At 73.9% G+C, this 23,920-nt stretch carries 18 protein-coding genes; 6 read left to right on the top strand and 12 right to left on the bottom strand.

Annotated elements, in window-relative coordinates; genetic code table 11:
- The first annotated feature begins 47 nt into the window (after positions 1-47).
- Genes ACIWVC_RS15275 through ACIWVC_RS15260 form a run of 4 tightly spaced genes read left to right on the top strand, consistent with a single transcriptional unit; the run spans position 48 to position 5,486 of the window.
- Positions 48-1,220 carry an ATP-grasp domain-containing protein gene (locus ACIWVC_RS15275; protein WP_396448979.1) on the top strand — a complete coding sequence of 391 codons (1,173 nt, stop codon included), beginning with the start codon at positions 48-50 and terminating at the stop codon, positions 1,218-1,220.
- Positions 1,217-2,803: an IucA/IucC family protein gene (locus ACIWVC_RS15270; protein WP_396448978.1), complete on the top strand. Its 1,587-nt coding sequence runs from the start codon at positions 1,217-1,219 to the stop codon at positions 2,801-2,803. Before ACIWVC_RS15275 ends, ACIWVC_RS15270 begins: the two co-directional genes overlap by 4 nt.
- Entirely contained in the window at positions 2,794-4,413 is a 1,620-nt protein-coding gene (locus ACIWVC_RS15265) for an IucA/IucC family protein (RefSeq protein ID WP_396448977.1), read from the top strand. Before ACIWVC_RS15270 ends, ACIWVC_RS15265 begins: the two co-directional genes overlap by 10 nt.
- Positions 4,410-5,486, top strand: coding sequence for a type III PLP-dependent enzyme (locus ACIWVC_RS15260; protein WP_396454248.1), 1,077 nt, complete (start codon positions 4,410-4,412; stop codon positions 5,484-5,486). The genes ACIWVC_RS15265 and ACIWVC_RS15260 overlap by 4 nt, the downstream gene beginning before the upstream one ends.
- Before the next feature lie 67 nt (positions 5,487-5,553).
- On the opposite strand, the gene ACIWVC_RS15255 is transcribed toward ACIWVC_RS15260, so the two are convergent.
- Positions 5,554-6,192, bottom strand: coding sequence for a hypothetical protein (locus ACIWVC_RS15255; protein WP_396448975.1), 639 nt, complete (start codon positions 6,190-6,192; stop codon positions 5,554-5,556).
- Positions 6,193-6,292: 100 nt separating this feature from the next.
- Between ACIWVC_RS15255 and ACIWVC_RS15250 the strand changes: the two genes are divergently transcribed.
- Positions 6,293-7,885 carry an AMP-binding protein gene (locus ACIWVC_RS15250; protein WP_396448974.1) on the top strand — a complete coding sequence of 531 codons (1,593 nt, stop codon included), beginning with the start codon at positions 6,293-6,295 and terminating at the stop codon, positions 7,883-7,885.
- A gap of 95 nt (positions 7,886-7,980) precedes the next feature.
- On the opposite strand, the gene ACIWVC_RS15245 is transcribed toward ACIWVC_RS15250, so the two are convergent.
- From ACIWVC_RS15245 to ACIWVC_RS15225, 5 genes are all read right to left on the bottom strand, one after another.
- The gene (locus ACIWVC_RS15245) at positions 7,981-8,286 is read right to left on the bottom strand and encodes a hypothetical protein (protein WP_396448973.1); all 306 of its coding nucleotides are present in this window, start codon (positions 8,284-8,286) and stop codon (positions 7,981-7,983) included.
- 53 nt (positions 8,287-8,339) lie between these two features.
- On the bottom strand, positions 8,340-9,119 hold the full coding sequence (locus tag ACIWVC_RS15240; RefSeq protein WP_396448972.1) for a class I SAM-dependent methyltransferase: 780 nt from the start codon (positions 9,117-9,119) through the stop codon (positions 8,340-8,342).
- Positions 9,120-9,241: 122 nt separating this feature from the next.
- The gene (locus ACIWVC_RS15235) at positions 9,242-12,634 is read right to left on the bottom strand and encodes an ATP-dependent helicase (protein WP_396448971.1); all 3,393 of its coding nucleotides are present in this window, start codon (positions 12,632-12,634) and stop codon (positions 9,242-9,244) included.
- A gap of 39 nt (positions 12,635-12,673) precedes the next feature.
- Entirely contained in the window at positions 12,674-15,847 is a 3,174-nt protein-coding gene (locus ACIWVC_RS15230) for an ATP-dependent helicase (protein ID WP_396448970.1), read from the bottom strand.
- Between the two features lie 133 nt (positions 15,848-15,980).
- Complete coding sequence (locus ACIWVC_RS15225; RefSeq protein ID WP_396448969.1) at positions 15,981-16,424, bottom strand: heme-binding protein; 444 nt, start codon at positions 16,422-16,424, stop codon at positions 15,981-15,983.
- 201 nt (positions 16,425-16,625) lie between these two features.
- Between ACIWVC_RS15225 and ACIWVC_RS15220 the strand changes: the two genes are divergently transcribed.
- Positions 16,626-18,374, top strand: coding sequence for a PucR family transcriptional regulator (locus tag ACIWVC_RS15220; RefSeq protein WP_396448968.1), 1,749 nt, complete (start codon positions 16,626-16,628; stop codon positions 18,372-18,374).
- Here the strand turns inward: ACIWVC_RS15220 and ACIWVC_RS15215 are convergent.
- The 6 genes from ACIWVC_RS15215 to ACIWVC_RS15190 form a co-directional block, all read right to left on the bottom strand.
- Positions 18,371-19,714, bottom strand: a complete 1,344-nt coding sequence (locus ACIWVC_RS15215) for an MFS transporter (RefSeq protein ID WP_396448967.1) — start codon at positions 19,712-19,714, stop codon at positions 18,371-18,373. The two genes, ACIWVC_RS15220 and ACIWVC_RS15215, sit on opposite strands and share 4 nt — an antisense overlap.
- Entirely contained in the window at positions 19,701-20,063 is a 363-nt protein-coding gene (locus ACIWVC_RS15210) for a Rieske (2Fe-2S) protein (RefSeq protein ID WP_396448966.1), read from the bottom strand. Before ACIWVC_RS15210 ends, ACIWVC_RS15215 begins: the two co-directional genes overlap by 14 nt.
- 9 nt (positions 20,064-20,072) lie before the next feature.
- Entirely contained in the window at positions 20,073-21,290 is a 1,218-nt protein-coding gene (locus ACIWVC_RS15205; protein ID WP_396448999.1) for an NAD(P)/FAD-dependent oxidoreductase, read from the bottom strand.
- A gap of 16 nt (positions 21,291-21,306) precedes the next feature.
- Positions 21,307-21,651 (bottom strand): Rieske (2Fe-2S) protein, encoded by a 345-nt coding sequence (locus tag ACIWVC_RS15200; RefSeq protein ID WP_396448965.1) that lies wholly within the window; start codon positions 21,649-21,651, stop codon positions 21,307-21,309.
- 69 nt (positions 21,652-21,720) lie between these two features.
- Entirely contained in the window at positions 21,721-22,434 is a 714-nt protein-coding gene (locus tag ACIWVC_RS15195) for a TenA family transcriptional regulator (protein WP_396454247.1), read from the bottom strand.
- Between the two features lie 33 nt (positions 22,435-22,467).
- Complete coding sequence (locus ACIWVC_RS15190; RefSeq protein ID WP_396448353.1) at positions 22,468-23,919, bottom strand: aldehyde dehydrogenase family protein; 1,452 nt, start codon at positions 23,917-23,919, stop codon at positions 22,468-22,470.
- Between the last annotated feature and the right edge of the window lies 1 nt (position 23,920).

Raw genomic sequence — 23,920 nt, 5'->3', positions numbered from 1 at the left:
CGCACCATCCGCCCGAACTGGAACCGCCCGAGCTGGAAAGGCCGACCGTGGCCGCCTCTGTCCATCTGGTCGCCGGGAAGGCGACCGACTCGGTGACGTACGGGTTCCTGCCCGCCGCCGCGCGCCTGGGCCTCGACGTGACGCTGCTCACCGACCGCCCCGCCGCGTACCGGTCCGGCCCGCACGCGTTCGGCGGGCCGGTCGTCGGATGCGACGTCTCCGACTTCCGGGACATCGTCGCCCGCGTCGCGGACGCCGGCGGCGAGCCCGCCGCCGTCTTCTCCAACAGCGACTTCCTGCAGGCGCCCGCCGCGCTGGCGGCCGCGTACTTCGGTCTCCCGGCCAAGGACTGGCGGGCGGCGGCCCGCGCGAAGAACAAGGCCCTCATGCGCCGCCACCTCGCGGCCCTCGACCCCGTTTTCTCGGCGGACGCGCGGCGGGTGCCCGCGGACGCGCCGTACCCGCTCGTCGTGAAGCCGCGTGAGGGAGTGGCCAGCGAGGACGTGTTCCTCGTCCACGACGCCGCGGAGCTGAACGCACGGATCAAGGAGATCTCAGCCCGGCGGGGCGACCCGCTGGTGGCGGAGGAGTACCTGCCGGGGAGCCTCCACACGCTGGAGACCCTCGGCGATGGGCGGGAGCTGCGGGTGCTGGGTTCGTTCCGTACGACGCTCTCACCGCCGCCCTTCTTCGTGGAGGAGCGCCTCGAGTGGACGGAGCCGCCCCCGGAGACGCCCCAGATCCTGCGTCAGCTGGAGGCGCTGGGCATCGGCTTCGGCGCATGCCACACCGAGTTCGTCGTCCACGAGGGCCGCGCCCGCATCATCGAGGTCAACTACCGGCTGATCGGCGACCACTGCGACTTCCTCCTGGCCGACCTGCTGGGCGTCCCGCTCTTCGAGCAGATCCTGCGGGTCCACCTGGGCGAGCCGTTGCCGGGCCCGCCGGCACCGGGCGTGCCGCGTCCGCGGCACGCGGTCGCGGAACCGGTCATCGCCGACCGCTCCGGCACGCTCACCGCGGCCCCCGGCCCGCTGCGGCTGGACGACGGCCCGGTGCGGCTCTCCTACCGGCCGCAGCGCGCGGTGGGCGACACGATCGCGGTCACCCGCACCAACCGCGACTACCTGGGCACCGTGCGCGCCATCGGGCCCGGCCCGGACGAGGTCGACGCCGCCCTCGCCCGCTTCCGCGCGGCCCACGACTGGACGATCACGTGACGGGCGACCTCGAAGGCCCGTTGGCGGCCCGTGTCCTGGACGCGCTGCTGCGCGAGGACTACGGCGGCATACGCCGCTTCGTCCGCGACGGCGCGTTGGAGATGCCGGGCCGTTCCGTGCGCCTGCTGCGGGCGCGTCCCGTCTTCCTCGCCGAACTCGTCGTGGACCCCGAGCAGGGCCTCAAGCTCACCGACGTCTTCCGAGCCGTCCGCGCGGTCGCCGACCCGCGCGACGACACGGCGGCCTTCGAGCGCGAATGCCTCGACGCGCTGGCGGCCGCCAAGCTGCATGACGACGCCCGTCCGGCCGTGCACCGGCGGCTGGCGCGCGTCCCCGACGAGCTGCGGCGCGGACCGGGGACGTTCTACGAGACGCTGGCGGCCTACAACGGCCATCCGGTGCACCCGGCAGGGCGGGGCCGCGCGGGGCTGTCCATGGCCGATCTGAGCCGCTACGCGCCCGAGTTCGCGCCGTCGTTCCCGCTGCGGTGGGCGGCCGTCCGGAACCCGGTGCTCGCCGGGCCGCTGCCGGAGTGGTGGCCCGTCCCGTCCGACGTGGGGCTGGAGCCGGGGCCGGTGCTCTTCCCGGTCCATCCGCTGGCGGCGCGGCGGGTGCGCGAGCAGCCCGGCGCGACGCTGGCCCCCGCACCGTTCCTGCGGGTCGCCCCGACCCTGTCGATGCGCACCGTGGCCGTCCTGAACGGCGAGACGCCGCACGTCCACCTGAAGATGCCGCTGCCGACCAGCACGCTCGGCCTCCGCAACCGGCGCACCATCAAGCCCGGCACCCTGCCGGACGGCGCACTGGTCGAACGCATCCTGCACCAGGTGCTCCGGCGCGAACCTGGGCTCCCCGTCCTCCTCGCAGACGAGCAGACCTACGGCCACGCCAACGACCCGCTGCTCGCCTACCTGGTACGGCGTTTCCCCGCGGACACGGCGCGCGCGCACATCGTGCCCGTGGCGGCCTTACTGGCGGAAGACCCCGCCGGGGGCCACGTCATCGAGCGCTGGGATGTCGAAGACCTCTTCGGCACCTACCTGTCGGCGCTGTTCGCATGGAACGTCACGCTGTTCCGCTACGGCATCGCGTTAGAGGCGCATCAGCAGAACGTCGCCCTCGTCTTGGACGACACGTCCCCGCCCCGCCTCCTCATCAAGGACAACGACGGCGCCCTGATCGACCCGTCCCGGCTCAGGGAGCGTGTGGCTCCATCCCCGGGCACGGACCCGCGCGACCTCTCGGACCGCCGGATGGTCGTCCACGACCCCGACGCGCTCGCCCGAGTGTTCGTCACCATCACGCTGCACCTGTGCGCGGCGGCGGTCGCCGCCGGCCTCGCGGAGCGCGGCCTGCTCCCCTGGCGCACCGCGATCACGATGGTCCGCGACCGGCTCGACGGCGCGCTCGGCCCGGACGACGCGTTCCTGCGCTCCCGCACCCTCGACGCCGACACGCTGCCGGGCAAGGCCATGGTCACCGCCGGGACCCTCGTCGACAAGGCCAGGACCGGCGCGGCCGACATCAACAAGCACTACGGGCCGCCAGGGCCCAACTACCTACGGGACGCGACGTGCTGCTGACTGGGCTCTCACAACACACCGGTGCGGCCGCCAAGGCCGGCGACGCCACGGCGACCGCGCTGCTCAACTGCCTGATCCGCGAGGTATGCGCGCCCGAGCAGCAGGTATGGCCGGACGGTGCGCGGCTCGTCGTCCGCCTGCCCCGGGCCGGGGTCGTGTTGCGCGCGGGCCTGGCCCGTCCCCCGGCCGGCCCTACGCACCGCCTGGCGCCGCCCTACGAGGAGCGACGCGAGGACGAGTGGATCCCGGCCCCATGGGACCGGCTGGCGAACCTGGTCGCGGGCGAGCTGGAACTGGCGACCGGCCGTCCCAACCCGGAGTTCCTCGCCCAGGTGGACGCCAGCCACACCGCACTGGCCGCCATCCTCGCCGCCAGGGGCGAGCCCTCGGACGACCGGTACATCGCCTCGGAGCAGGCCCTCGTGGCGGGGCACCGTTTCCATCCGTCTCCGAAGTCCCGCCAGGGGGCGCCCGAAGACTGGCTGCGGTACGCACCCGAGACGAGGGCTCGTTTCCGTCCGCACTGGCTGGCCGTCCACGAGGACCTCATCGCCGAAGAAGGGCACCCGGACGCGTTCACGGCCTTGTCGTCCCATGGGCCGGACGCTCCGCCCGGCCGAAAGCTGCTTCCCGTCCATCCGTGGCAGTTCTCCCTGCTGGCGGACAACCTCGTCCTGCGGAGCGCCATGGCGCAGGGCCTCGTGCTCGACCTCGGTCCGTCCGGCATGGAGGCGATCCCGACCTCGTCCGTCCGGACCGCCTACCTGCCGGACGCGGACGTGTTCTGCAAGTTCAGCCTGGACGTGCGCATCACCAACTGCGTGCGCAAGAACGCCTGGTACGAGCTGACCGGAGCGATGGTCCTCAACGATCTACTGCCGCCCATCTTCGAGAAGCTGGACTCGACGCTCCTGTCAGAGCCCGCCTACCGCAGCGTCGCGCTCCCCGACCGCCGCCTCTACGAGGGCCTGGGGGTGATCCTGCGCCAAGGCGTCAGATCGCTTCCCGGGACACCACTGCTGGCAGGAGCGCTCACCGACCCTTACAGCACGTTCCTCGCAGACCTGCCCGCCCTCTCGACCCCGGAGAACGCACGAGCATGGTGGGACGCCTACGTCGCTCATGTGGCACCACCCGTTCTTCGCGCCTACCTGGATCACGGTGTCGTCCTGGAACCGCACCTCCAGAACGTCCTTGTCTGCGTCGACTCAACGGGCATGCCCGTCCATGCCGTGTTCCGCGACCTTGAGGGGACCAAACTGACCGCCGGGCGCTGGGACCTCGCCCACCTCCCGCCCCGCGTGGCCGAAAGCATCACCTACGCGCCCGACCGAGGCTGGAACCGCGTCGTCTACTGCCTGCTGGTCAACCACCTCACGGAAATCGCGGCCGCCGTGGCCGACCTCCATCCGCACCTGGAAGCAACGCTTTGGCAGGACGCGAGGAAGTACCTCGCCGCGCACGACCGCCACCCTCAAGTCAGGGCTCTGCTGGCCGGAGTCCCGCTGCCGGCCAAGGCGAACCTCCGCACCCGCTGGGCGCGCGCGGCCGACCGAGGCGCCACCTACGTTCCCGTGCCCAACCCGCTGGCAGCACCCCGACCGCTATGAACGAACTCGCCCTGAGCCTCGACGCCTACCCGGCCTACGTCTACGACCTGCCGGGCTTGGAACACCACATAAGGACGATCCGTGCCGCTCTCGGCCCCACGGAACTGTTCTATGCCGCGAAGGCCAACCCGGATGCCGAGATACTCCGCACCCTCGCGCCCCACGTGGACGGCATCGAGGTGTCATCAGGCGGCGAACTGGCCCACGTCCGGCAAACCCTGCCGAGCAAACCGCTGGCCTTCGGCGGCCCCGGGAAGACTCCTGAAGAACTGCGCCAGGCCCTGACCGCGGACCGCATCCACGTGGAAAGCCCGAACGAGCTGAGACGACTGGCCGCGCTAGGCCCCGCCGACATCCTTCTCCGCGCGAACCTGCCCTTGAACACGCCGAACGCCGCCCTCACCATGAGCGGCCCTTTCGGCATGGACGAGGACGCGCTCAACGAATGCGCCCGCCTCCTGGCCGACAATCCCGGCCTCACCCTCCGGGGCGTGCACGCCCATCTGGCCTCCGGCCTGGACGCGCCCACCATGCTCGACCTCGCCCACCAGATAGCCGACTGGGCACTCCCCTGGCTGAAGGCCCACGGCGTGGACGAACCCGAACTGAACGTGGGCGGTGGAATGGCGGTGGACTACACGTCCCCCGAAGCGCTCTTCGACTGGCGTACCTATGGCACCGGCCTGGCCTCCATCCCGGCCAAGGTCCGCATAGAGCCGGGCCGTGCCATCACGGCCTACCACGGCTGGTACGTCACCGACGTCCTGGACGTGAAGACGACCAGGGGCGAGACCTACGTGATCCTCAGGGGCGGTACGCATCACCTCAGAACCCCGGTGACGAAGGGCCACGACCAGCCCTTCAGCATCCTGACCGCCATGGGCCCGGAGTCACCCGCCACCCTCGTCGGCCAGTTGTGCACCCCGAAGGACGTGTTCGCCCGTGACGTCCCCGTCCCGCCCCTGTCCCCCGGTGACGTGGTCGCCTTCGCGATGGCCGGCGCCTACGCCTGGAACATCTCCCACCACGACTTCCTGATGCACCCCAAGCCGGCCTTCCACTACCTGCGCTGAGCCTCCCATTCGTCCAAGACCGGGCAACGGACGGGTCGTGAACGTCCTGGGCCACCGCTGAGGAGCGTCAGGGACGCGGCTCCCCGTACCAGCGCCAAGAGGTGAGGCGCGGGCGGCCGGGGAGTTCCGCGCGTCCCGTCGCCCACAGCAGCGTCGTCCAGGGGTCGGTGTCGCGGGGCGCATCGGGGAACAGGCGGCCGAGCGCCCGCGAGCACAGGCCCGCGGGCGGCTCCCAGGCGAGCCCCAGCCCTTCGGCGAGGTCATGGGTGTGGACGAGCGTCTCCACGACCCCCATGGCGGCGAAGCCCTCGGCGTCGGCGGCGCCGAAGACGTGGTGGGCGCGGACATCGGGAGAGGCGGTGCGCACCATCGCGACGAGAAGTCCGCCGCACGCATCGAGCACTTGCAGCAGCCCGTCCGGCCCGGCCTCGCGGTCCGCGTGGATGACGTTCGCGGGGCCGCCCGGCCGCCGGCTCCACCAGACGAAGGGCACTTCGCCGTCCATCGGCGGCGCTTCCGGGCCGAGCTGGGCGGCGTACGCGAACAGGTCGTCGCTCAGATGCTCGACGGTCTCCCAGCAGTCCCATTCGAGCGATCCGGCCTTGCCGTCCCACGCGTCCGGCGGCGCCTCCCGGAGAACGGACACGGCAAGCCGGACGGCCGACTCCACATCGTCGGCGGTCACGGCGGCATTCGAGGTCGGCATCCCTCGACGGTAACCGGCGATACGGAGGTACCGAGGTCGATATTTGGCGGGACGGTGGGTATGTCCTTGCGCCACGGCCGTTGACGGAGAGAGGCGTTCTGTGTTGGTCGAGAGGCTGCGCGGGGTCGCGCTGGCGGGCGGACGGGCGGCGAGGGCCGTCAGGAACACGGGGGTCCTGCGGCCGGTGCGTCCGGACCGGGCGCTGCGGCTGCCGTTCCCGTATCTGCGCTTCGGGCCCGTGCCGGCGACACTCTGCGCGATGTCGGCACTGCGGTTCCCGCAGCGCACGGCGCTGATCGACGAGCGCGGCGCGCTGACCTACGCGGAGCTGGACCGGCGGGCCGCGTCGCTGGCCACCGCGCTGAGGAGCCGGGCCGGGGACGGCCGGGTCGGGGTCCTGTGCCGCAACCACCGCGGGTTCGTGGAGGCGGTCCTCGCGGTGACCCGGCTGGGCAACGACGTCGTCCTGCTCAACACCGACTTCTCCGCCGCGCAGCTCGGCCAGGTCGCGGAGCGCGAGGGCATCTCGTTCCTCGTCCACGACGAGGAGTTCGCCGCCGCCGTCGACGAGTCGGGCTTCGCCGGCGGACGGGCGGTCGCCTGGGCCGACGGCGCCTCCGGCACCACCGACGCGCTGATCGGCGCCACCGAGCCCGAGCGGGTCGCCCCGGAGCGGGCGAGCAACGTCATCGTGATGACGTCCGGGACCACCGGCACGCCGAAGGGCGCCCGGCACGACATGTCGCTCTCGGCGCTGCTGCCGGCCGCGCTCACCCACGCCATGCGCGTGCCCGTCCGGTCCGGGGCGCCGATCGTGGTCGCGCCGCCGCTGTTCCACATCCTCGGCTTCGCGTACACGGCGGTCGCTCTCGGGATGGGGATGCCGCTCGTCCTGTCGCGGAGGTTCGACGCGCGGGAGACCCTGCGGGCCGTCGCGGACCGCCGCGCGGAGGCGCTCGTCGCGGTGCCGGTGATGCTCCAGCGCATCCTGGAGGTGGACGACAGGCCGGAGACACCGCACCTGCGCGCGGTGGTGTCCGGCGGTTCGGCGCTCCCTCCGCATCTGTCGGAGGCGTTCATGGACGCGTTCGGCGACGTCCTCGTCAACGTGTACGGCGCGACGGAGACCGGGTGGGCGACCATCGCCACGCCGGACGACCTGCGCAGCGCGCCCGGCACCGCCGGGCGGCCGTCCCTGCGGATCGCCGTCAGGATCCTCGGCGAGGACGGGCGGGAGGTCCCGCGCGGGGAGGTCGGGGAGATCTACACCGGCGGCGGCCTGCGGTTCGCCGGGTACACGGGCGGCGGCGGCAAGCGGGTGCTGGACGGCCTGACGGGCACCGGCGACCTCGGCCACCTCGACGAGGCGGGGCGGCTGTTCGTCGACGGCCGCGCCGACGACATGATCGTGTCCGGCGGGGAGAACGTGTTCCCGGGCGAGGTGGAGGACCTGCTCGGCGGGCACCCGGACGTCGCGGACGTCTCGGTGACCGGCGTGGACGACGAGAAGTTCGGCCGGCGGCTGGCCGCGTACGTGGTGCGGGCGCCGGGCTCGTCCGTCACCGAGGACGACCTCAAGGCCCACGTGAAGAAGCACCTGGCCCGGTACAAGGTGCCGCGCGACATCCGGTTCGTCCGGGAACTCCCCCGCACGAGCACGGGGAAGGTCAGGGCGCGGGCGCTGCCGGGCTGAGGGCGGCGTCCGGGCCCAAGGCCGCACGGTCCCGGACGCGCCCGGTCAGTGGAGCGGGACGCGAGACCGCCGGCGCCGGGCCCCGGCGCGTCCGGTCAGGCGGCGCCGCGGTTCTTGGCTGCCATGCAGATGCGGGCGAGGTCGTTGAGGGCGTCGGCGCGGCGCTCGTCCAGGGTGCGGCGGTCGCCCGGGCCGGCCTCGGCCAGGGTGTCGATGACCAGGGAGAACACCGGCCATTCGGCGGGGCCGATGGCGCCCTGGAAGTCGACGCCGTCCTCCAGGTCGTCCAGGTCGAGGTTGCGGGCGAACGTGGCGAGGGCGGCCTCGGCGGCGACGACTCCGATGCGCATCGCCAGCGCGGCGGGCTCGCGGTCGAGGGACCGCGCGGTGGTGGAACCCATGTTCGACAACATAGAACATATGAGCGATCCACGTCGAACGTTTGCTCGAAACGTTACCCGGCGATCGCCTGCTGGAACAGGTACGAGTGCGTGAAGTGCAGGACGCCGTCGACCATGCTCGGGCGCATGCCGGTCGCCGGCCCGCCCTCCAGCTCGTCCCGCAGCTCCCGCCTGATCCGCGCGGCGTCGCCGGCCGGCGTCCGGGCGAACTCCAGCCACGGGTCGAGCGCGCGGACGTAGTCGAACCGCTCGGCGCGCTTCACCTCCGCGCCCGCCGCCGTGACGAGGTCCGCGATCTGCGACTCGGTGAGCATGGTGGCGTGCGAGGGGTCGCGGAGCCGCTCGATGCGGTCGGGGTCGCCCTCCAGGCCGTCCGGGCGGATGAGGTCGGCGATGATCAGCGCGGCGCCGGGACGGCTCACCCGGGCCATCTCCTTCACCACGGCCTCCGGGTCGGCGACCTGGTGCAGCGAGAAGCGGGTGACGACCAGCGTGAACGACCGGTCGACGTACGGCAGCGCGCTGGCGTCGCCGTGGGTGAAGGTGATGTTCATGAGGCCCGCGTGATCGGCGTCGCGCTTGCCTTCGGCGAGCATCGCGGGCGTGAGGTCGAGGGCGGTCACGTGCCGGACCCGGTGCGCGATGGCGCGGGACACGAGGCCGGTGCCCGCCGCGACCTCCAGGACGACGTCCTCAAGGTCGAGCTCGGGGTCCATGAAGCGGACGAGCCGGTCCAGATGGCGGGTGAACGCGACGTTGAGCCGCGGGTCGGCGAAGCCGGCCGCCTGCTTGGAGAACTCCTGTACGACTTTCTCGTCGTGGGTCACCGTCACCGTCGCCTCCCTCACATGGTTGCCCGGATCATCCCCGAAAGCACTCACGGTGAACAGGGGTGAGTGAGACTCATCACCCCGATTCCGGGACAAATCACACGGCTACGGGGCACCCGTGACGATCACAGCGCGGGGACGCCGTCCAGCAGCGCGGCGAGCCCGGCGGCGTCCAGCAGGTCGGCCGGGCGGACGGTGACGTTGGCGGCGACGTAGTGGAACGCCGCGCTCACCTGGTCGACGTCCACGCCGGCCAGCTCCGCCCACGCCAGCCGGTACGCGGCGAGCTGCACCGACGCGAAGCGCGCCTCGTCGCCGGACGGCGGCGACCCCGTCTTCCAGTCGACGACCTCGTAGCCGCCGCCCGGCGACCGGAACACGGCGTCCATCCGGCCCCGGACCAGCCGGTCGCCGATGATCGTCTCGAACGGCACCTCGATGTCGAGCGGCTCGCGGGACGCCCACTCCGACTCCTCGAACCGGGCCCGCAGCCGGTCGAGCTGCGCGTCGTCGGCCGCGCCCTCGTCGGCGGCGCCGGGCAGCTCGTCCGGGTCGATGAGGCGCTGCTGCCCCCAGCGGCTCTCCAGCCAGGCGTGGAACGCGGTGCCGCGCCGCGCGTAGGGGGCGGGCGGGCGCGGCATGGGCCGGCGGATCTGCCGGGCCAGCGCCGCCGGGTCGCGCGCCAGTGAGACGAGGGACGACACCGACAGGTGCGCGGGCAGCTCGACGAGCATGCCGTCGCCGCCGCGGCCCCGGTCGCGTTCGGCGAGCAGCAGTTCGACGTCGCGTGCCCACGCGGTCATGCGGGCGCGGTCGGCGTCGGACAGCCCGGCGTCGCCGGCCCAGTGCCGGGTGCGCCCGGCCATCTCGTCCTGGACCATGCGGGCGCCCTCGACGACCGCCTCGTACCGCTCCCGCGCGGTGATGCCGGACCGGCCTCGCTCGCCGGGCGCGACCGGCCACCGCGCCTCCTCGGGGTCGGCGAGCAGCGGGTTCGCGGCGCCCTCCTCCGGCGGGTCGGTCCACACCGGGACGGACCCGGCGCCGGCGACGCAGACCGCGCGCACCTCCTCCAGGAACGGCGAGGGCCCGAGCGGGCGCCCCGACGACCCCCACCAGTAGCCGGTGGCGATGAGCAGGCTGGACGCGCGGGTGACCGCGACGTAGGCGAGCCGCCGCTCCTCCCGCAGGTCGCGTTCGGCGCACGCCCGGTCGAACTCGGCGAGGTCGTCCTTCTCCAGCCCGGTCAGCACGGGCAGGTCGGCCCGGTCGCCGCGCAGCATGAACGGCAGGACGCGCGGGTTCGCCGTCCAGCGGGTGGCGTTCTGCGGCGGCGACGGGAAGACCGACCCCTTGGCGGGGCCGCCGTTCTTCTGCGGGGTGTACGACAGGCCCGGCACCACGACGACGGGCCACTCCAGGCCCTTGGACGCGTGGACGGTGAGGAGCTTGACGCTGTCGGTCTCCCCGACGCGCCCGGCCTCCAGCCCGAACTCCTCGGTCTCGGCGGCCTTGAGGTAGGCGAGGAACGCGCCGAGCGTCGGGTCTTCGGCGTCGCCCGCGAACGTGGCGGCGGCGTCGATGAAGGCGTCGAGGTCGGCGCGGGCGGTGACGGGGTCGAGCCCGGACCGCGCGGCGACCTCGATGTCGAGCCCGAGCGCCCGCTCGACCTCGGTGACCAGGTCGGGCAGCGGCAGCCCGACCTGGCTCCGCAGGCCGCGCAGCTCGTCGCGGAGGCGGCGCAGCCGCCCGTACCCCTCCGGCGAGTACGCGTCCGCCGGGCCGAGGTCGTCGAGGGCGTCGACCAGGCTCCCGGTCTCCTGGCTCAGCTCGCCGACGAGCTGGCGGAGCGGGTCGCCGGACGGCGCGGCCTCGTCGCCGCCGGGCGCGGCTCCGTCGCCGCCGGGTTCGGCCCCGTCGCCGCCGGGTGCGGCCGCGCCCTCGGGCGGCGTGACGTCGCGGGCGGACTCCTGCGCCAGGGCGCGGGCCCGGCGGCCGAGCGCGACGAGGTCGCGGGGGCCGAGGCGCCAGCGCGGGCCGGTGAGCAGCCGGGCGAGGGACGCGCCCGCGGCCGGGTCGTGCATGACCCGCAGCGTCGCGACGACGTCCTGCACCTCGGGGACGGTGAGGAGGCCGCCGAGCCCGACCACCTCGACGGGGATGCCGCGCGCCTCCAGGGCCCGCCTGATGAGCGGGAACTGCGACCGCTTGCGGGCGAGGACGGCGATGTCGGAGTACCGCAGCGGCTCCGCCAGCGGCCCGCCGTCGGGCGCGGTCCCGGGGTCGGCGGCCATGAGGCCCGCGATGCGCGCGGCGATGCGGTCGGCCTCGTCCTCGACCGTGTGGAAGAGGGCGCATTCGACGCGCCCGCGCCCTTCGCGCCCGGCGCCCGGGACCAGGCGCGGCACGGCCTTCGTCTCGGCGCGCAGCTCCTCCTGCACCTTGGCGGCCGCCTCGAGGATGCGCTCGCCGTTGCGGAACGACCTGCTGAGCTGGACGACGGGCGCGGGCACGGGCCGCCCCCCGCCGGCGCCGGGCCGGAGGGGGAAGTCGTGCGCGAACCGCAGCAGGTTCCCGGCGCTCGCGCCGCGCCACCCGTAGATCGACTGGCACGGGTCGCCGACGGCCGTCACCGGGTGGCCGCCCGCGAACAGCGACCGCAGCAGGACCAGCTGCGCGTGCGAGGTGTCCTGGTACTCGTCGAGCAGCACGACGGAGAACCGGGACCGCTCGATCATCCCCACCTCGGGATGCCCGGCGGCGATGCGCGCGGCGAGCGCCATCTGGTCGCCGTGGTCGATGACCTCCCGTTCGGCCTTGGCCCGCCCGTACGCCTCGACCAGCGGCATGAGCTGCTCGCGGACGGCGTGCTTGGCGAGGATGTCGCGCTGCGCCTTGAGCGGCTTCTTCACCGCGGCGAGCCGCTCGTCCAGCCAGGCGCCGACCCTGCGGACGTCCTCGGCGGTCCGCAGGTGCTCCGCCAGGTCGCCGGCGAGGTCCATGACGGCCTTGGTGACGGTGTCGGGCTGCCAGTCGACGCGGTCCATGGGGCCGTGGTAGGCGTCGACCACCCGCGAGCAGATCTGCCAGGCGACGGCCGGCGAGATCAGCCGCATGGTGGGTTCGAGCGCCTCGCGCAGGGCGTGGTCGCCGAAGAGCCGCGCCGCGTACGAGTGGTACGTCGACACCGTCGGCTCGCCGTCGAACAGGGCCTCGCCGCCGAGCCGCTCCAGCTCGTCCCCCGGCAGGACCTCGCGCAGCCTGTCGAGCCGCTTGCGCACGCGCACGCCGAGCTCGGCGGCGGCCTTGCGGGTGAACGTCAGCCCGAGGACGCGCTCCGGCCGGACGAAGCCGTTCGCGACCAGCCACACCACCCGCGCGGCCATCGTCTCGCTCTTCCCGGACCCGGCGCCCGCGATCACCGCCATCGGCGCCAGCGGCGCCTCGATCACCCGCGCCTGCTCCTCCGTGGGCGCCGGGATCTCCAGCAGCCGGGCCAGCTCTCCCGGCGTGATCACCTCGCTCCCCCCGAGCCAGTCCGTTCCGTTACGGCCCGGTCAGTCGCCGACCCGGCCGCCCTCGTCATGGACGGGGCAGCAGGAGCGTACGGGACAGGTGCGACACTTGTCGTTCGCGCGCGCCTGGAAGACGTCGCTCGCCATCCCGGTCGCGACGATCTCGATGAGCTTCTTTGGCCATTCGGGGTCGGGGTCCTCGCTGGGCGGCGGCTGCTCCTGCTCGCGCGCCTTCGCGGCGAACGCGGCCTTGCCGACCTGGATCAGCTTGGCGCCGCCGGGCTCGATCAGCCCGTGCCGCTCGAACGCGCCGAGCATCACCGCGTACTGGTAGACGCCGAGCTGCGGGTGCCGCGCCAGGTCGTCCTTGGGGACGGCCGTGGAGGACGTCTTGATGTCGATGATGACGGCGCGGCCCTGCTCGTCGCGTTCGGCGCGGTCGATGCGGCCCTTGATGACGACGCGGCCGAGGTCGACCTTGAAGGACTCCTCCAGCGCGACGACCTCGTTGGGGTTGTCGCGGTGCCAGGCGAGGAACTTGTCGACCATCCTCGCGGCCTGCTCGCGCTGCTTCTCCGAGTACCAGGAGCTGCGGAACTCCAGGTCGCTCCAGATCTCGTCGAGGCGCTCGGCGACGTGCACCTCGTCGATCCCGTCGTCGGCGCCGGCCATCTCGGCGACCGCGTGGACGACCTTCCCCATCGTGCTGTACTCGTTGGGGCCGCCCTCCTGCGCGCCGACCGCCGAGGCGAGCAGCCAGCGCAGCCCGCAGGTGGTGAACGCCTCGACCTGGGACGGCGAGATGGTGATCTGCTCGTCGGCGGCGAACGCCGGCCCCGGGTCGGACAGCGCGGTGATGGCGTACCAGTTCTCCGGTCTCGCGCCGCGCACGCCCGCGCGGGCGAGCCGCGCCAGGTGCGCGGCGGCGGCGCGCCGCATGGGTTCCGGACGGGACGGGTCGGCCACCACCGAGCGCAGGTCGGCGACCAGCGCGGACAGCGACAGCCACCGCGTCTTCTCGTCGAGCTGCGACTGCTCGATGGCGCCGGGCAGGAGCTCGTTCAGGAACCGGGACGGCCGCTCCTCGGTGTCGTCGCCCCCGACGGCCGTGACGACGAGGCGCTTGCGGGCGCGCGTCACCGCGACGTAGAAGAGCCGCCGTTCCTCGTCGAGCATCTTGGCGGCCATGGAGGCGCCGGCCGCGGCGCCGCCTTCCGGCTCGGCGCCGGCGGCGTGCTCGATGAGCTCCTCGACGCCCAGCAGCGACCCGCGCAGGCGCACGTCGGGCCAGACGCCCTCCTGGACGCCGGCCACCACGACGACGTCCCACTCCAGGCCCTTGGAGCGGTGCGCGGTGAGGATGCGGACGGCCTCGCCCTCCGGCGCGTGCTCGGCGAGCGTGTCGCCGGCGATCTCCTGGGAGGCGATGTTGTCGACGAACAGCTCCGGCCCCGCCTGGGGGAGCCGGTCGACGAAGCGCGCCGCGTGGTCGAACAGCGCCACGACGGCGTCGAGGTCGCGGTCGGCCGCCGCGCCGCGCGTCCCGCCCTTCGCGCTCTGCTCCAGCAGGGCTTCGGCCTGGCCGCTCTCCTGCCAGACGGCCCACAGCACGTCCTCGGCGGTGCCGCCCTCGCGGACGGACCGCCGCGCCACCTCGATGAGGTGTGCGATCCGCTCGGCGGGGGCGCGCACCTTCTCATGGACGAGGATCAGCTCGCGCGGGTCGTCGATCGCCGCGACCAGGAGCTCGCCGAGCGGACGGTTCCCGCCCGACAGTTCCTCCAGGTCGCGCAGGGCCCGCTTGAGCCGCCGCATGGCCAGCGCGTCGGCGCCCCCGAGCGGGCCCGTCAGCAGGTCTTCCGCGACGACCTCGTCCAGGAAGCCCTTCTTCAGCGCGGCGCGCAGCAGGATCAGGAACGGCCGGACGGCGGGCTCGCCGATCAGCGGGACCTCGTCGCCCGCGACGACCACCGGGACCCCGGCCTGGGCGAGCGCGCGCCGGAGCACCGGGACCTGCCGCACCGCGCTGCGCACGAGCACGGCCATGCGCGACCACGGGACGCCGTCCAGCAGATGGGCGCGGCGCAGCTCGTCGGCCACCAGTGCCGATTCCTGGCTCTCCGAGTCGGCGATGACGGCGCGCACCTCCCCGTCGTCCAGCCCCTCGGCGGGAAGCAGCGCGCGGTGCTCGGCGGCGCCCGCCGACCCCGCGGGCAGCCTCCGCGCGATGCGGCGCGACGCGGCCAGGATCTCCGGCCCCATCCGGCGGCACGTCCGCAGCGCCACCACGGGCGCGGGCTCGCCGTCGATCGTGCGGAAGCGGTCGGGGAACTCCTGGATCCCCCGCACGTCGGCGCCGCGGAAACCGTAGATCGACTGGTCGGGGTCGCCCACGACGACGAGGTCGCGTCCCTCCCCGGCCAGGTGGTGCAGGAGGGCCTCCTGCGCGGGGTCGGTGTCCTGGTACTCGTCCACGAACACCGCGTCGTAGGCGTCGCGCTCCCTGATGCGCACTTCCTCGTCGGCGAGCATGCCCGCGGCCATGTGGATCAGCTCGCCGTAGTCGTACGTCGGCACGGGGTCGAGCAGGAACCGGTCGACGTAGCGCTCCATGAACCCGCCGATGGCGGGCCAGTCGTCGCGGCCCCGCATGCGCCCGAGCGCGACGAGGTCTTCGGGGGCGTACCGCCGCTCGACGGCGCGCAAGGTGAAGTCGCGCAGCTCTTCGGCGAACCCGCGCGTCGCCAGGGCGGCCCGCAGGCGCTCCGGCCAGTCGCGGGCGCCGTCCGCCAGCTCGCCCTCCAGCAGCCGGCGCACTTCCAGGAGCTGCTCGGGCCCGGACAGCAACCGCGGCGCGGGCTCCTCGTTCAGGACGGCGTCCCGCCGGATCAGCGCGTAGGCGTAGCTGTGGAACGTGAGGGCGAGCGGTGTGCGCGTCGTCCGGTGCAGCCGCCCGGTGATCCGCTCCCGCAGCTCCCCGGCCGCCTTCCGGCTGAACGTCAGGACGAGCACGCGCTCCGGGTCGACGCCGCGGTTCTCGATGCGGTCGACGACCGCCTCGACGATCGTGGTCGTCTTCCCGGTGCCCGGCCCGGCCAGCACCAGCAGCGGCCCCCCGGCGTGCTCGACCACCCGGCGCTGCCGCTCGTCGAGCGCAGGCGGGACGGTCCGCGCGGGACCGGCGCGGCGCACGAGGCGGTAGGAACCAGAGGGCACAACAGTTCATTGGAACAGATCACCGGGACGGTTCTGACCACAACGCACGCATGTCGCGCAGGAGAAAACCCACACCGCGCCCCCGGTGCTCGGCGACCTTCCACCGCCGCCCGCCGCGCCGCACGGCCTCCGCTCAGGCCGCGGCGACCTTCTCCTTGAACGCCCGCAGCGCGGCGGCGCCCACCGCCTTGTCCTGCTCTCCGTTCCCGCCGCTGACGCCGACGGCGCCGACGACCTCGCCCTCGTGGACGATCGGGAAGCCGCCCACGAAGATCGCGAACTTGCCGGGGTGCATCTGCTCGATGCCGAACGCCTCGTTGCCGGGCAGCGCGGGCCCGTTCGGCGGCTCGTTGAACTTGTGGGTGTCGCGCTGGTGGCCGGCCGCGGTGAACGCCTTGGCGATGGCGATCTCGACGCCGGTGAGGCGGGCGCCGGTCATGCGGTGGACGGCGATCGGGTGGGCGCCGTCGTCGGCGATGCAGATGGTCTGCTTGACGCCGATGCGGCGCGCCTCCTCCTCGGCCGCGGTCAGCATCACGAGGGCGTCTTCCAGGGTGAGCCGGTGGACGGTGTGCAAGGGGGCCTCCCATCGGGCGCCACCCCGCTTCTGAAATGCGGGGTATTGCCGGATTCGGACTGGTAAAGCAGGATGTGACAGACGGTCTTTCCTTTTTCCCGGCCGTCCGCCACGAACTCCTCCACTCCCGTCAGTCTCGGAGGACCGCGTCCGTCGAGGCTATGTACACTCTGCCGAACGAACCCGACGGGATGTGGGCACATGGCACATCACCCATCGATCGTGACGACCACCGACGGGCACGTGCCGGTCGGGACCCTGCTGGGCGAGCCGCTGCTGCGCGGCACCCTCCTCGCCGGGCGCGACGGGCTCGGCCGCGGCGTCGGCTGGTGCCTCCCGCTCTCCGAGACCCGCCGCTACGGCGATGGGCAGGACGCCGACCTCGCCGGCGTCGCCGTCCACCTGCCGGTGACCTCGCTGGCCGCGCCGGACGAGGCCGCCGCGCTGATCGCCGACCTCGCCCGCCGGGACGCCGCCGCGCTGCTCGCCTGGCGGCCGCCCGGCGTCGAGTCCGACCTGGTGGCCGCCGCGCACGCCGCCGACGCGGCGGGCGTCCCGCTGCTGGCCCTGCCCGCGGAGGCCGACTACCGGGCGGTGAGCCGGCTCATCGGGCAGAAGGCCCTCGCCCAGTCCGCGCACATCCTGGAGTACGGGTCGCGCGTGCACCGCATGCTCGCCGAGGTCCTCGCGCGCGGTCCGGGCGTGCCGGCGATGGCCCGCGCGGTGGTCGGGCTGTCCGGGTGCAGCGTGCTGATCTGCGACGCCGACGGCGAGCGCCTGGCCTGGGAGGAGGCGCCCGGCGCGACGCCGCCCGACCCGGACGCGCTGCTGTTCGCGCTCCCCGACGGCCTCGGCCGCCCCGAGGACCATCCCGAGTTCGCGGACGGGAGCACGCACACGGCGGAGGTGCGGCTGCGGATCGTCCCGGACGGCCCGGCCGTGTACGCGCTCGTCACGCCCGTCCTGGTGGGCGGCCAGGTGTTCGGGCGGATGGTGATGGTGGAGCGGTCCAGCCCGCCGGACCCGCACGACCTGGCTCAGCACCGGGTCGTCGCCGAGCACGGCGCGACGCTGGTCGGGTCGGAGATGCTGCGGCAGCGGTCGGTGCGGGCGGCGGAGGAGCGGGCGCGCGGCGACTTCGTGGAGGCGCTCGTCCACGGCCGGTTCGCCGACTCCTACGAGCTGGGGTCGCGGGCCCGGCACCACGGCTTCGACGTGGACGGGCACTTCGCCGTGCACGTGGTGGCGGCGCCGTCGCTGCTGCCGGTCGGCCGCGACTACCTGCGCCGGACGGTCACCGCGACGCGCACCGCGCAGAACCTGGAGCCGGGCGGCTGCGCGCTCACCGCCGCGATCAGCTCGACGATCGTGGTGATCCAGCAGGTCACCGCGCGGCACGACCCGATCAGGCAGCGCGGCGAGGCCGCCCGGTTCGCCGAACGGCTGCACCGGGCGCTGCTCCCCCAGCTGGGCGACGACCTGCGCGTCGCGCACGGCCGCCCGGGGCAGGGCGCCGCCGGGGTGGCGGCCGGATACCACGAGGCGCGGCTGACGATGGGCCTCGCCCGGCACGCCGCCGCCGGCCCCGTCTGCGGCTACGACGACCTGCGCGTGTTCGCCGCGCTGAAGGACGTCGCCGACAGCGCGGAGGCCCGCTCGTTCGCCCGCGAGACCCTCGCCCCGCTGCGCCGGGCGAACGGCGGCGACCTGGAGAAGATCGTGCTCGCCTACATCAGGGCGTCCGGGAACCTGAACGCGGCGGCCCGCGACCTCGGCCTGCACCGCAACACGATGCTCTACAAGCTGGACCGGGCGTCCCGCGCCCTGCGCATGGACATCCGGTCGGCGGAGGCCCAGTTCACGTTCTGGCTCGCCCACCACATCGACACGCTGACGAAGGTGACCGGCGCGCTCGCCGACGAGATGGCCCCACCCGCCCCCGCCCGCTAGGCGGGGTCGGGGCCGGCGAAGGTCGCCAGCAGGCCCAGTACCGCCGTCGCGGCGCAGACGGCGAACACGACGCCGAAGGCGGGGGTCTGGTCGAGGACGGCGCCGACCCACGCGGCGCCGAGCGCCGAGCCGCCGAAGCGCAGCAGGTTGAACAGGCCGAGCCCGGCGCCGCGGCGGCCGGCGTCCGAGCGGGTGGCGCCGGTCGCCGCGGGCGTCTGCACGAACGCGACGCCGGCGCCGGTCAGGGCGAGCGCGGCGAGCAGCCACGGCACCGTCCCGGACGCGGCGAGCACCGCGCCGACGAGCACCTGCCCGGCGATGAGGACGACGAGGCCGCCGCGCAGCACGGCGCGCGGGGACAGCCGCTCCATCAGCACCCCGGTGACCGGCCCGAGCACCGCCATCATGACGGGCAGGCTCAGCAGGACGCCCCCCGCGTAGAGGGCGTCGGTCTGGCGCTCGGTCGTGAGGTACACGGGGACGGCGAGCAGCGTGGCGCCCAGGCAGAACATCTGCGCGAGGACGCTGAGGCAGGAGCGCAGGTAGCGGGTCTCGATCAGGAGCCGGGGCGGCAGGAACGCGTCCGGGCGCCCCCGCGAGGACGCGACGTACGCCGCGGCGGCGAGGAGCCCCGCCAGCGAGCCCGACCACACGACCGGGGAGGTCGCGCCGAGCGTCGCGGCGGCCGACGTGGCCCCGAGCCCGAGCCCCGCCGCGAGCGTGAGCAGGGCCGCGCCGCGCCAGTCCAGCGGGACGCGCCGCGCCCGCCCCGCCGGGACGAACCGGACGGCGAGCGCGGCGGCGGCCACGCCCAGCGGCACGACCGGCCAGAACACCGCGTGCCAGCCGAACCAGGTGGCCAGGCCGCCGCCGAGGGTGGGCCCGGCGGCCTGGCCGACGCCGTTGGCCGCCGCCCACAGCCCGAGCGCCCGGCCCCGCCGCCCGCCGCCGAACAGCCGCGCGATCAGCGCCATGACCGCGGGCAGCATCGCCGCGGTCGCGACGCCCTGCACCACGCGCATCGCGACGAGCGCGGTCAGGTCGCCGGCCAGCCCGGCGCCCGCGGAGGCGAGCCCGAGCACCAGCATCGCGGCGATGAACACGCGGCGCGGGCCGCAGCGGTCGCCGAGCCAGCCCGACACCGGCAGCAGGACGGCGAACGGGAGCGTGAACCCGATGACGACCATGGTCCCGGCGGAGATCGAGACGCCCAGGTCCCGCACGATCAGGGTCAGCGGGACGTTGACGATCGTGTTGGCGACCGTCCCGGTGAACGTGCCGAGGAGCAGCGGGACGAGCGCCGCCCACGAGCCGCGCGGCGGGGGGTCAGGCTCGGCCAACGGGCCTCCGCCGCCTGGGGCCCGCCTGCGCGGCGTCCTCCGGGGGTACGTGCACGAAGATCTGCCCGTCCTCCTCCTTCGCCGGGTACACCTTGACCGGCTTGGTCGCCGGCGGCGTGACCGGCTCGCCGGTCGCGAAGTCGAAGACGCTGCCGTGGCAGGAGCACAGCAGCCCGTCCTCGGTGGCGCGCCCGGACGACAGCAGGCAGTCGAGGTGGGTGCAGTAGTTCGACATCGCGTGCACCTCGCCGTCCCAGCGGGCGACGGCCACCTCGGCCTCGCCCACGTAGAAGCGGCGGACGACGCCCTCGGGCACCTGGCCCGACCGGGCCACGCGCTGGTACTCCATGGTCGCTCCCTAGCTCAGTGCGTCGAACAGGTCGGTGAGGTCGGTGTCCTCGTCCCGCAGGACCTCGGGGTCCGGGACGGCTTCGCAGGCGATGAGCTGCCGCGCGACGGCCAGGTCGGCGCCGCGGTCGATGGTGAACGCGCCGCGCAGCACCCCGTCGGCGAGGTAGAACGCGATGAAGTCGAAGTCCTCGACGCGGCCGCGGACGACGAGGCGGTCCGCGCCGTCGGCGAAGCCCGCGTGCTGGAGGCTGTGGCCGAACTGGTCGGACCAGAACCACGGCGGCGCCGTGTGCGGGGACGCGGCGCCGAGGATGTTCTTGGCCGCCGCCATGCCCTGCGTGTTGGCGTTGTCGAAGTGCTCCGCCCGCACGTGCCTGCCCAGCGCCGGGCGCCACTGGCAGGCCACGTCGCCGGCCGCGTAGACGCCGTCCAGGCCCGTCCGGCAGTACTCGTCGACGGGGACGCCGCCGGGGGTCCCGATCCCGGCCCCGGTGACCGGCTCGACGTTCGGGACCATGCCGGCGCCGACGACGACCACGTCCGCCTCCAGGGACGTCCCGCCGCTGGTGGTGACGACGCCCGCCGACGGGGTCTCCTCGTAGCGCTCGACCTTCTCGCCGGTGCGCAGGTCGACGCCGCTCGTGCGGAGCATCGCCGCCATCACGTCCCCCATCAGGTCGCCGAGGACGTGCCCGAACGGCCGCGCCGCCTGCTCGACGATCACCACCCGCGCGCCGCGGTCGAGCGCCGCCGAGGCGACCTCGCAGCCGATGAACCCGGCGCCGACGACCACGACCCGCGCGCCGGGCCGCAGCTCGGCGCGCAGCCGGTCGGCGTCGGCGATGGTCCGCAGGTACCGGACGCGGTCGCCCGCCACGCCGGGCAGCCTGCGCGGGCGCCCGCCCGTCGCGATGAGCAGGACGTCGCCGCGCAGCGCCGTGCCGTCCGCCAGTTCCAGCGAGCGCTCGGCGGGGCGGATCGCCACCGCCTCCGCGCCGAGCCGCAGCTCGACGCCGTTGCACTCGCACCAGTCGGGCGTGAGCAGGCACAGCTCGTCGCGGTCCTGCTCCCCCGCCAGGTACTCCTTCGACAGCGGCGGACGCTGGTAGGGCGCGTCGTGCTCGGCGCCGACTAGGGTGATCCGGCCGTCGAAGCCGCGGCGGCGCAGCGTGCGGGCCGCGACGGCGGCGGTCTGCCCCGCCCCGGCCACCACAACGGATTCCATCACGGCCGCTCCTCCCTCACGGCTGCTCCTCGGTCAGGACGCGCGGCCGAGGGTCGACGTAGACGACGTCGCCGTCGACGCGCACCGCGTGGGTCGGCTGGCACTCGTCGCCGTCCTCGACCCGGCCGGTCGCCGGGTCGAACACCCACTGGTGCCCTGGGCAGATGACCCGCCCGTTCAGCACGGCCCCCTTCGACAGGGACCGCTGCTTGTGAATGCACACGTCGGCCAGCGCGTACACGTCGCCGCCGACGAGGAACAGCGCGATCTGCCGTCCCTCCACGGTCACGGCCAGGCGCTTGCGCCGCCGCACCTCCGCGAGCGTGGCCGCCGCCACCCACTCGCCCGTCCGCTGGTCCACGGGCGTCCCTCCTCACGTGCGGTCCGGCGGCGGGGCGGGCCGCGCCCCGCCGCCGGGTCGGAAATCGGATCAGGCCCCGACCAGGTCGGGCTTCACGTACGAGTCGTAGAGACCCTGCGTGTAGGAGAACCGCATCTCCGCGCCCCACCGGCACATCTGCAGGCAGCGCTGCTGCAGCTCCGGCGTGTCGGCGTGGTCGAGGACGATCTGGTAGCCGCGTTCGCCGTGCACCACGTCCGAGGTGATGTGCAGGTCGAAGAACTCGATCTCGTCCTCGGTGAACCCGTAGATCTCGCGCAGCGGCACGATCTGCTTCTTGTAGATGCTCGGGACCTGCGACTCCAGCCCGACCACGAGCGCCGCGGTCGCGACCACGAAGTGCTCGCGCATCGCCACCGCGTAGCACCATGCCTGCAGCCCGCGGGTGATGGCGTTCATGTTGGAGGGGTCCTCGACCCGCTCCCGGGTGGTGCCGCACGCCTCGGCGAACCGGATCAGCAGATCGGTGTGCCGGATGTCGGCCAGCTCCTCCTCGTACATGTTCTGGAGCGTGAAGTCCTTCGCGCCGGTGAACTCGTCGGGGGTGTTGGCGTAGACGTAGGCGAGATAGTCGGCGAACGGGCCCACGTAGTGGTAGTGGTTCTCCGCCCACCGGGCGAAGTGCTCCCTCTTCAGTTTGCCTTCGGCCCACGCCCTGCTGAACGAGGCGTCCTTCGCCTCACGCCCTTTGATGGCGTTCTGCAGCTCGGCGCGGAACGCGTCCTTTGACAGCAGCTCTGCCATTTCCTGCTCCTTCCGAACCCTTTCTCGGGTCTCTTACCGGGGTGAGATGTAGACGCTCTTCTCCTGCGTGTAGAAGAGCATCATCGAAGGTCCGGCCTGCTCCTTGAACGTCTGCGTGCTGGAGTCCTTGAGCCCGCCGAACGGCACCGTCATCGCCATTCCGGACGTCGGCTGGTTGACCTTGACCAGTCCGCTCTCGGACCGCCGCGCGAACTCCAGGGCCCGGTCCAGGTCCCGGGTGACGATCCCGGCGGACAGCCCGTACCGGGTGCCGTTCGCCAGCGCGATCGCCTCATCGAGCCCGGACGCGCGCTGGAACGCGAGCAGGGGCCCGAAGACCTCCTCCCGCGCGATCCGCATCTCCGGCGCCACGCCGGCGAAGACCGCCGGACGCACGAAGTACCCGTCGCCGCGCCCGTGTCCCGCGGGAAGGCGGCGCCCGCCGGTGACGAGCTTCGCGCCCTCCTCCTCGCCGATCCGCACGTAGTCGAGGAACTTCTCCAGCTGGAAGCCGGCGGCGAGCGGCCCCATGTCGACGTCCTCCCGCAGGCCGTCGCCCACGACCCGCGCCTCCGCCGCCCGGGCCACGCGTTCGAGCAGTTCGTCGTGGACGGCCTCGTGCGCGATGACGCGGCTCGTCCCCGTGCACGCCTGCCCGGACAGCCCGAACGCGCCCTTGGCGATGATCTGCGCGGCGCGGTCCAGGTCGGCGTCGTCCAGGACGACCACCGGGTTCTTGCCGCCCATCTCCAGCTGGCAGCGCCGCGACGGCCCGACCGCCGCGTGGACGGCGCGTCCCGCCGCCGTGGACCCGGTGAAGGTCACGGCCCCGACCCGCTCGTCGGCGGCCAGCGCCGCGCCCGCCTCGGCGCCGCCGTGCACCATCGCGACGACCCGCGGCGGCAGCCCGCCGGCCAGCAGCGCCTCCACGAGGCGCTGCGCGAGCAGCGGCGTCACGGGGCTCGGCTTGAACACCACCGCGTTGCCCGCGGCGAGCGCCGGCCCGATCTTCCGGGACGGGATGTTCAGCGGGAAGTTCCACGGCGTGATGGCTCCGACGACCCCGACGGGCTCGCGCCGCGTGTAGACGATGCCGCCGTCGCCGGCCGGGAAGCTCGTGCCGTCGATCCGGTGCGCCTCGGCCGCGTAGAACCGCAGATTGCGCGGCGTCCGGGACACCTCCATCGCGGCCTCGGCCCGCGTCTTCCCCTCCTCGCGCACCAATTCGACGACGAGTTCGCCGGCGCGTTCTTCAAGCCACCGCGCCGCCTTCTCCAGAACGTCGGCCCGTTTCTCCGCGGGCGTCGCGGCCCACAGGGCGGCGCCTTCGACGGCGCCGGCGACGGCCGCCTCCACATCGGCGGCCGACGATTCGGGGAATTCCCCGACGACGTCGTCCAGCGAAGCGGGATTGCGCCGCCGGAAAGTCGTCCCGGACGCGGCCGCCGTCCATTCCCCGCCGACGAAGTTCAGCCCTTGGTGCATG

This window comes from Actinomadura sp. (assembly GCF_044508335.1).
Classification (GTDB): Bacteria; Actinomycetota; Actinomycetes; order Streptosporangiales; family Streptosporangiaceae; genus Spirillospora.
This window is presented reverse-complemented; position numbering and strand designations above follow the sequence as displayed.

Coding starts and splice junctions, on each gene's coding strand:
- ACIWVC_RS15205 (WP_396448999.1), bottom strand. CDS start 21,290: ATGGAATCCGTTGTGGTGGCCGGGGCGGGGCAGACCGCCGCCGTCGCG.
- ACIWVC_RS15220 (WP_396448968.1), top strand. CDS start 16,626: ATGGCACATCACCCATCGATCGTGACGACCACCGACGGGCACGTGCCG.
- ACIWVC_RS15260 (WP_396454248.1), top strand. CDS start 4,410: ATGAACGAACTCGCCCTGAGCCTCGACGCCTACCCGGCCTACGTCTAC.
- ACIWVC_RS15210 (WP_396448966.1), bottom strand. CDS start 20,063: ATGGAGTACCAGCGCGTGGCCCGGTCGGGCCAGGTGCCCGAGGGCGTC.
- ACIWVC_RS15245 (WP_396448973.1), bottom strand. CDS start 8,286: ATGGGTTCCACCACCGCGCGGTCCCTCGACCGCGAGCCCGCCGCGCTG.
- ACIWVC_RS15195 (WP_396454247.1), bottom strand. CDS start 22,434: ATGGCAGAGCTGCTGTCAAAGGACGCGTTCCGCGCCGAGCTGCAGAAC.
- ACIWVC_RS15190 (WP_396448353.1), bottom strand. CDS start 23,919: ATGCACCAAGGGCTGAACTTCGTCGGCGGGGAATGGACGGCGGCCGCG.
- ACIWVC_RS15255 (WP_396448975.1), bottom strand. CDS start 6,192: ATGCCGACCTCGAATGCCGCCGTGACCGCCGACGATGTGGAGTCGGCC.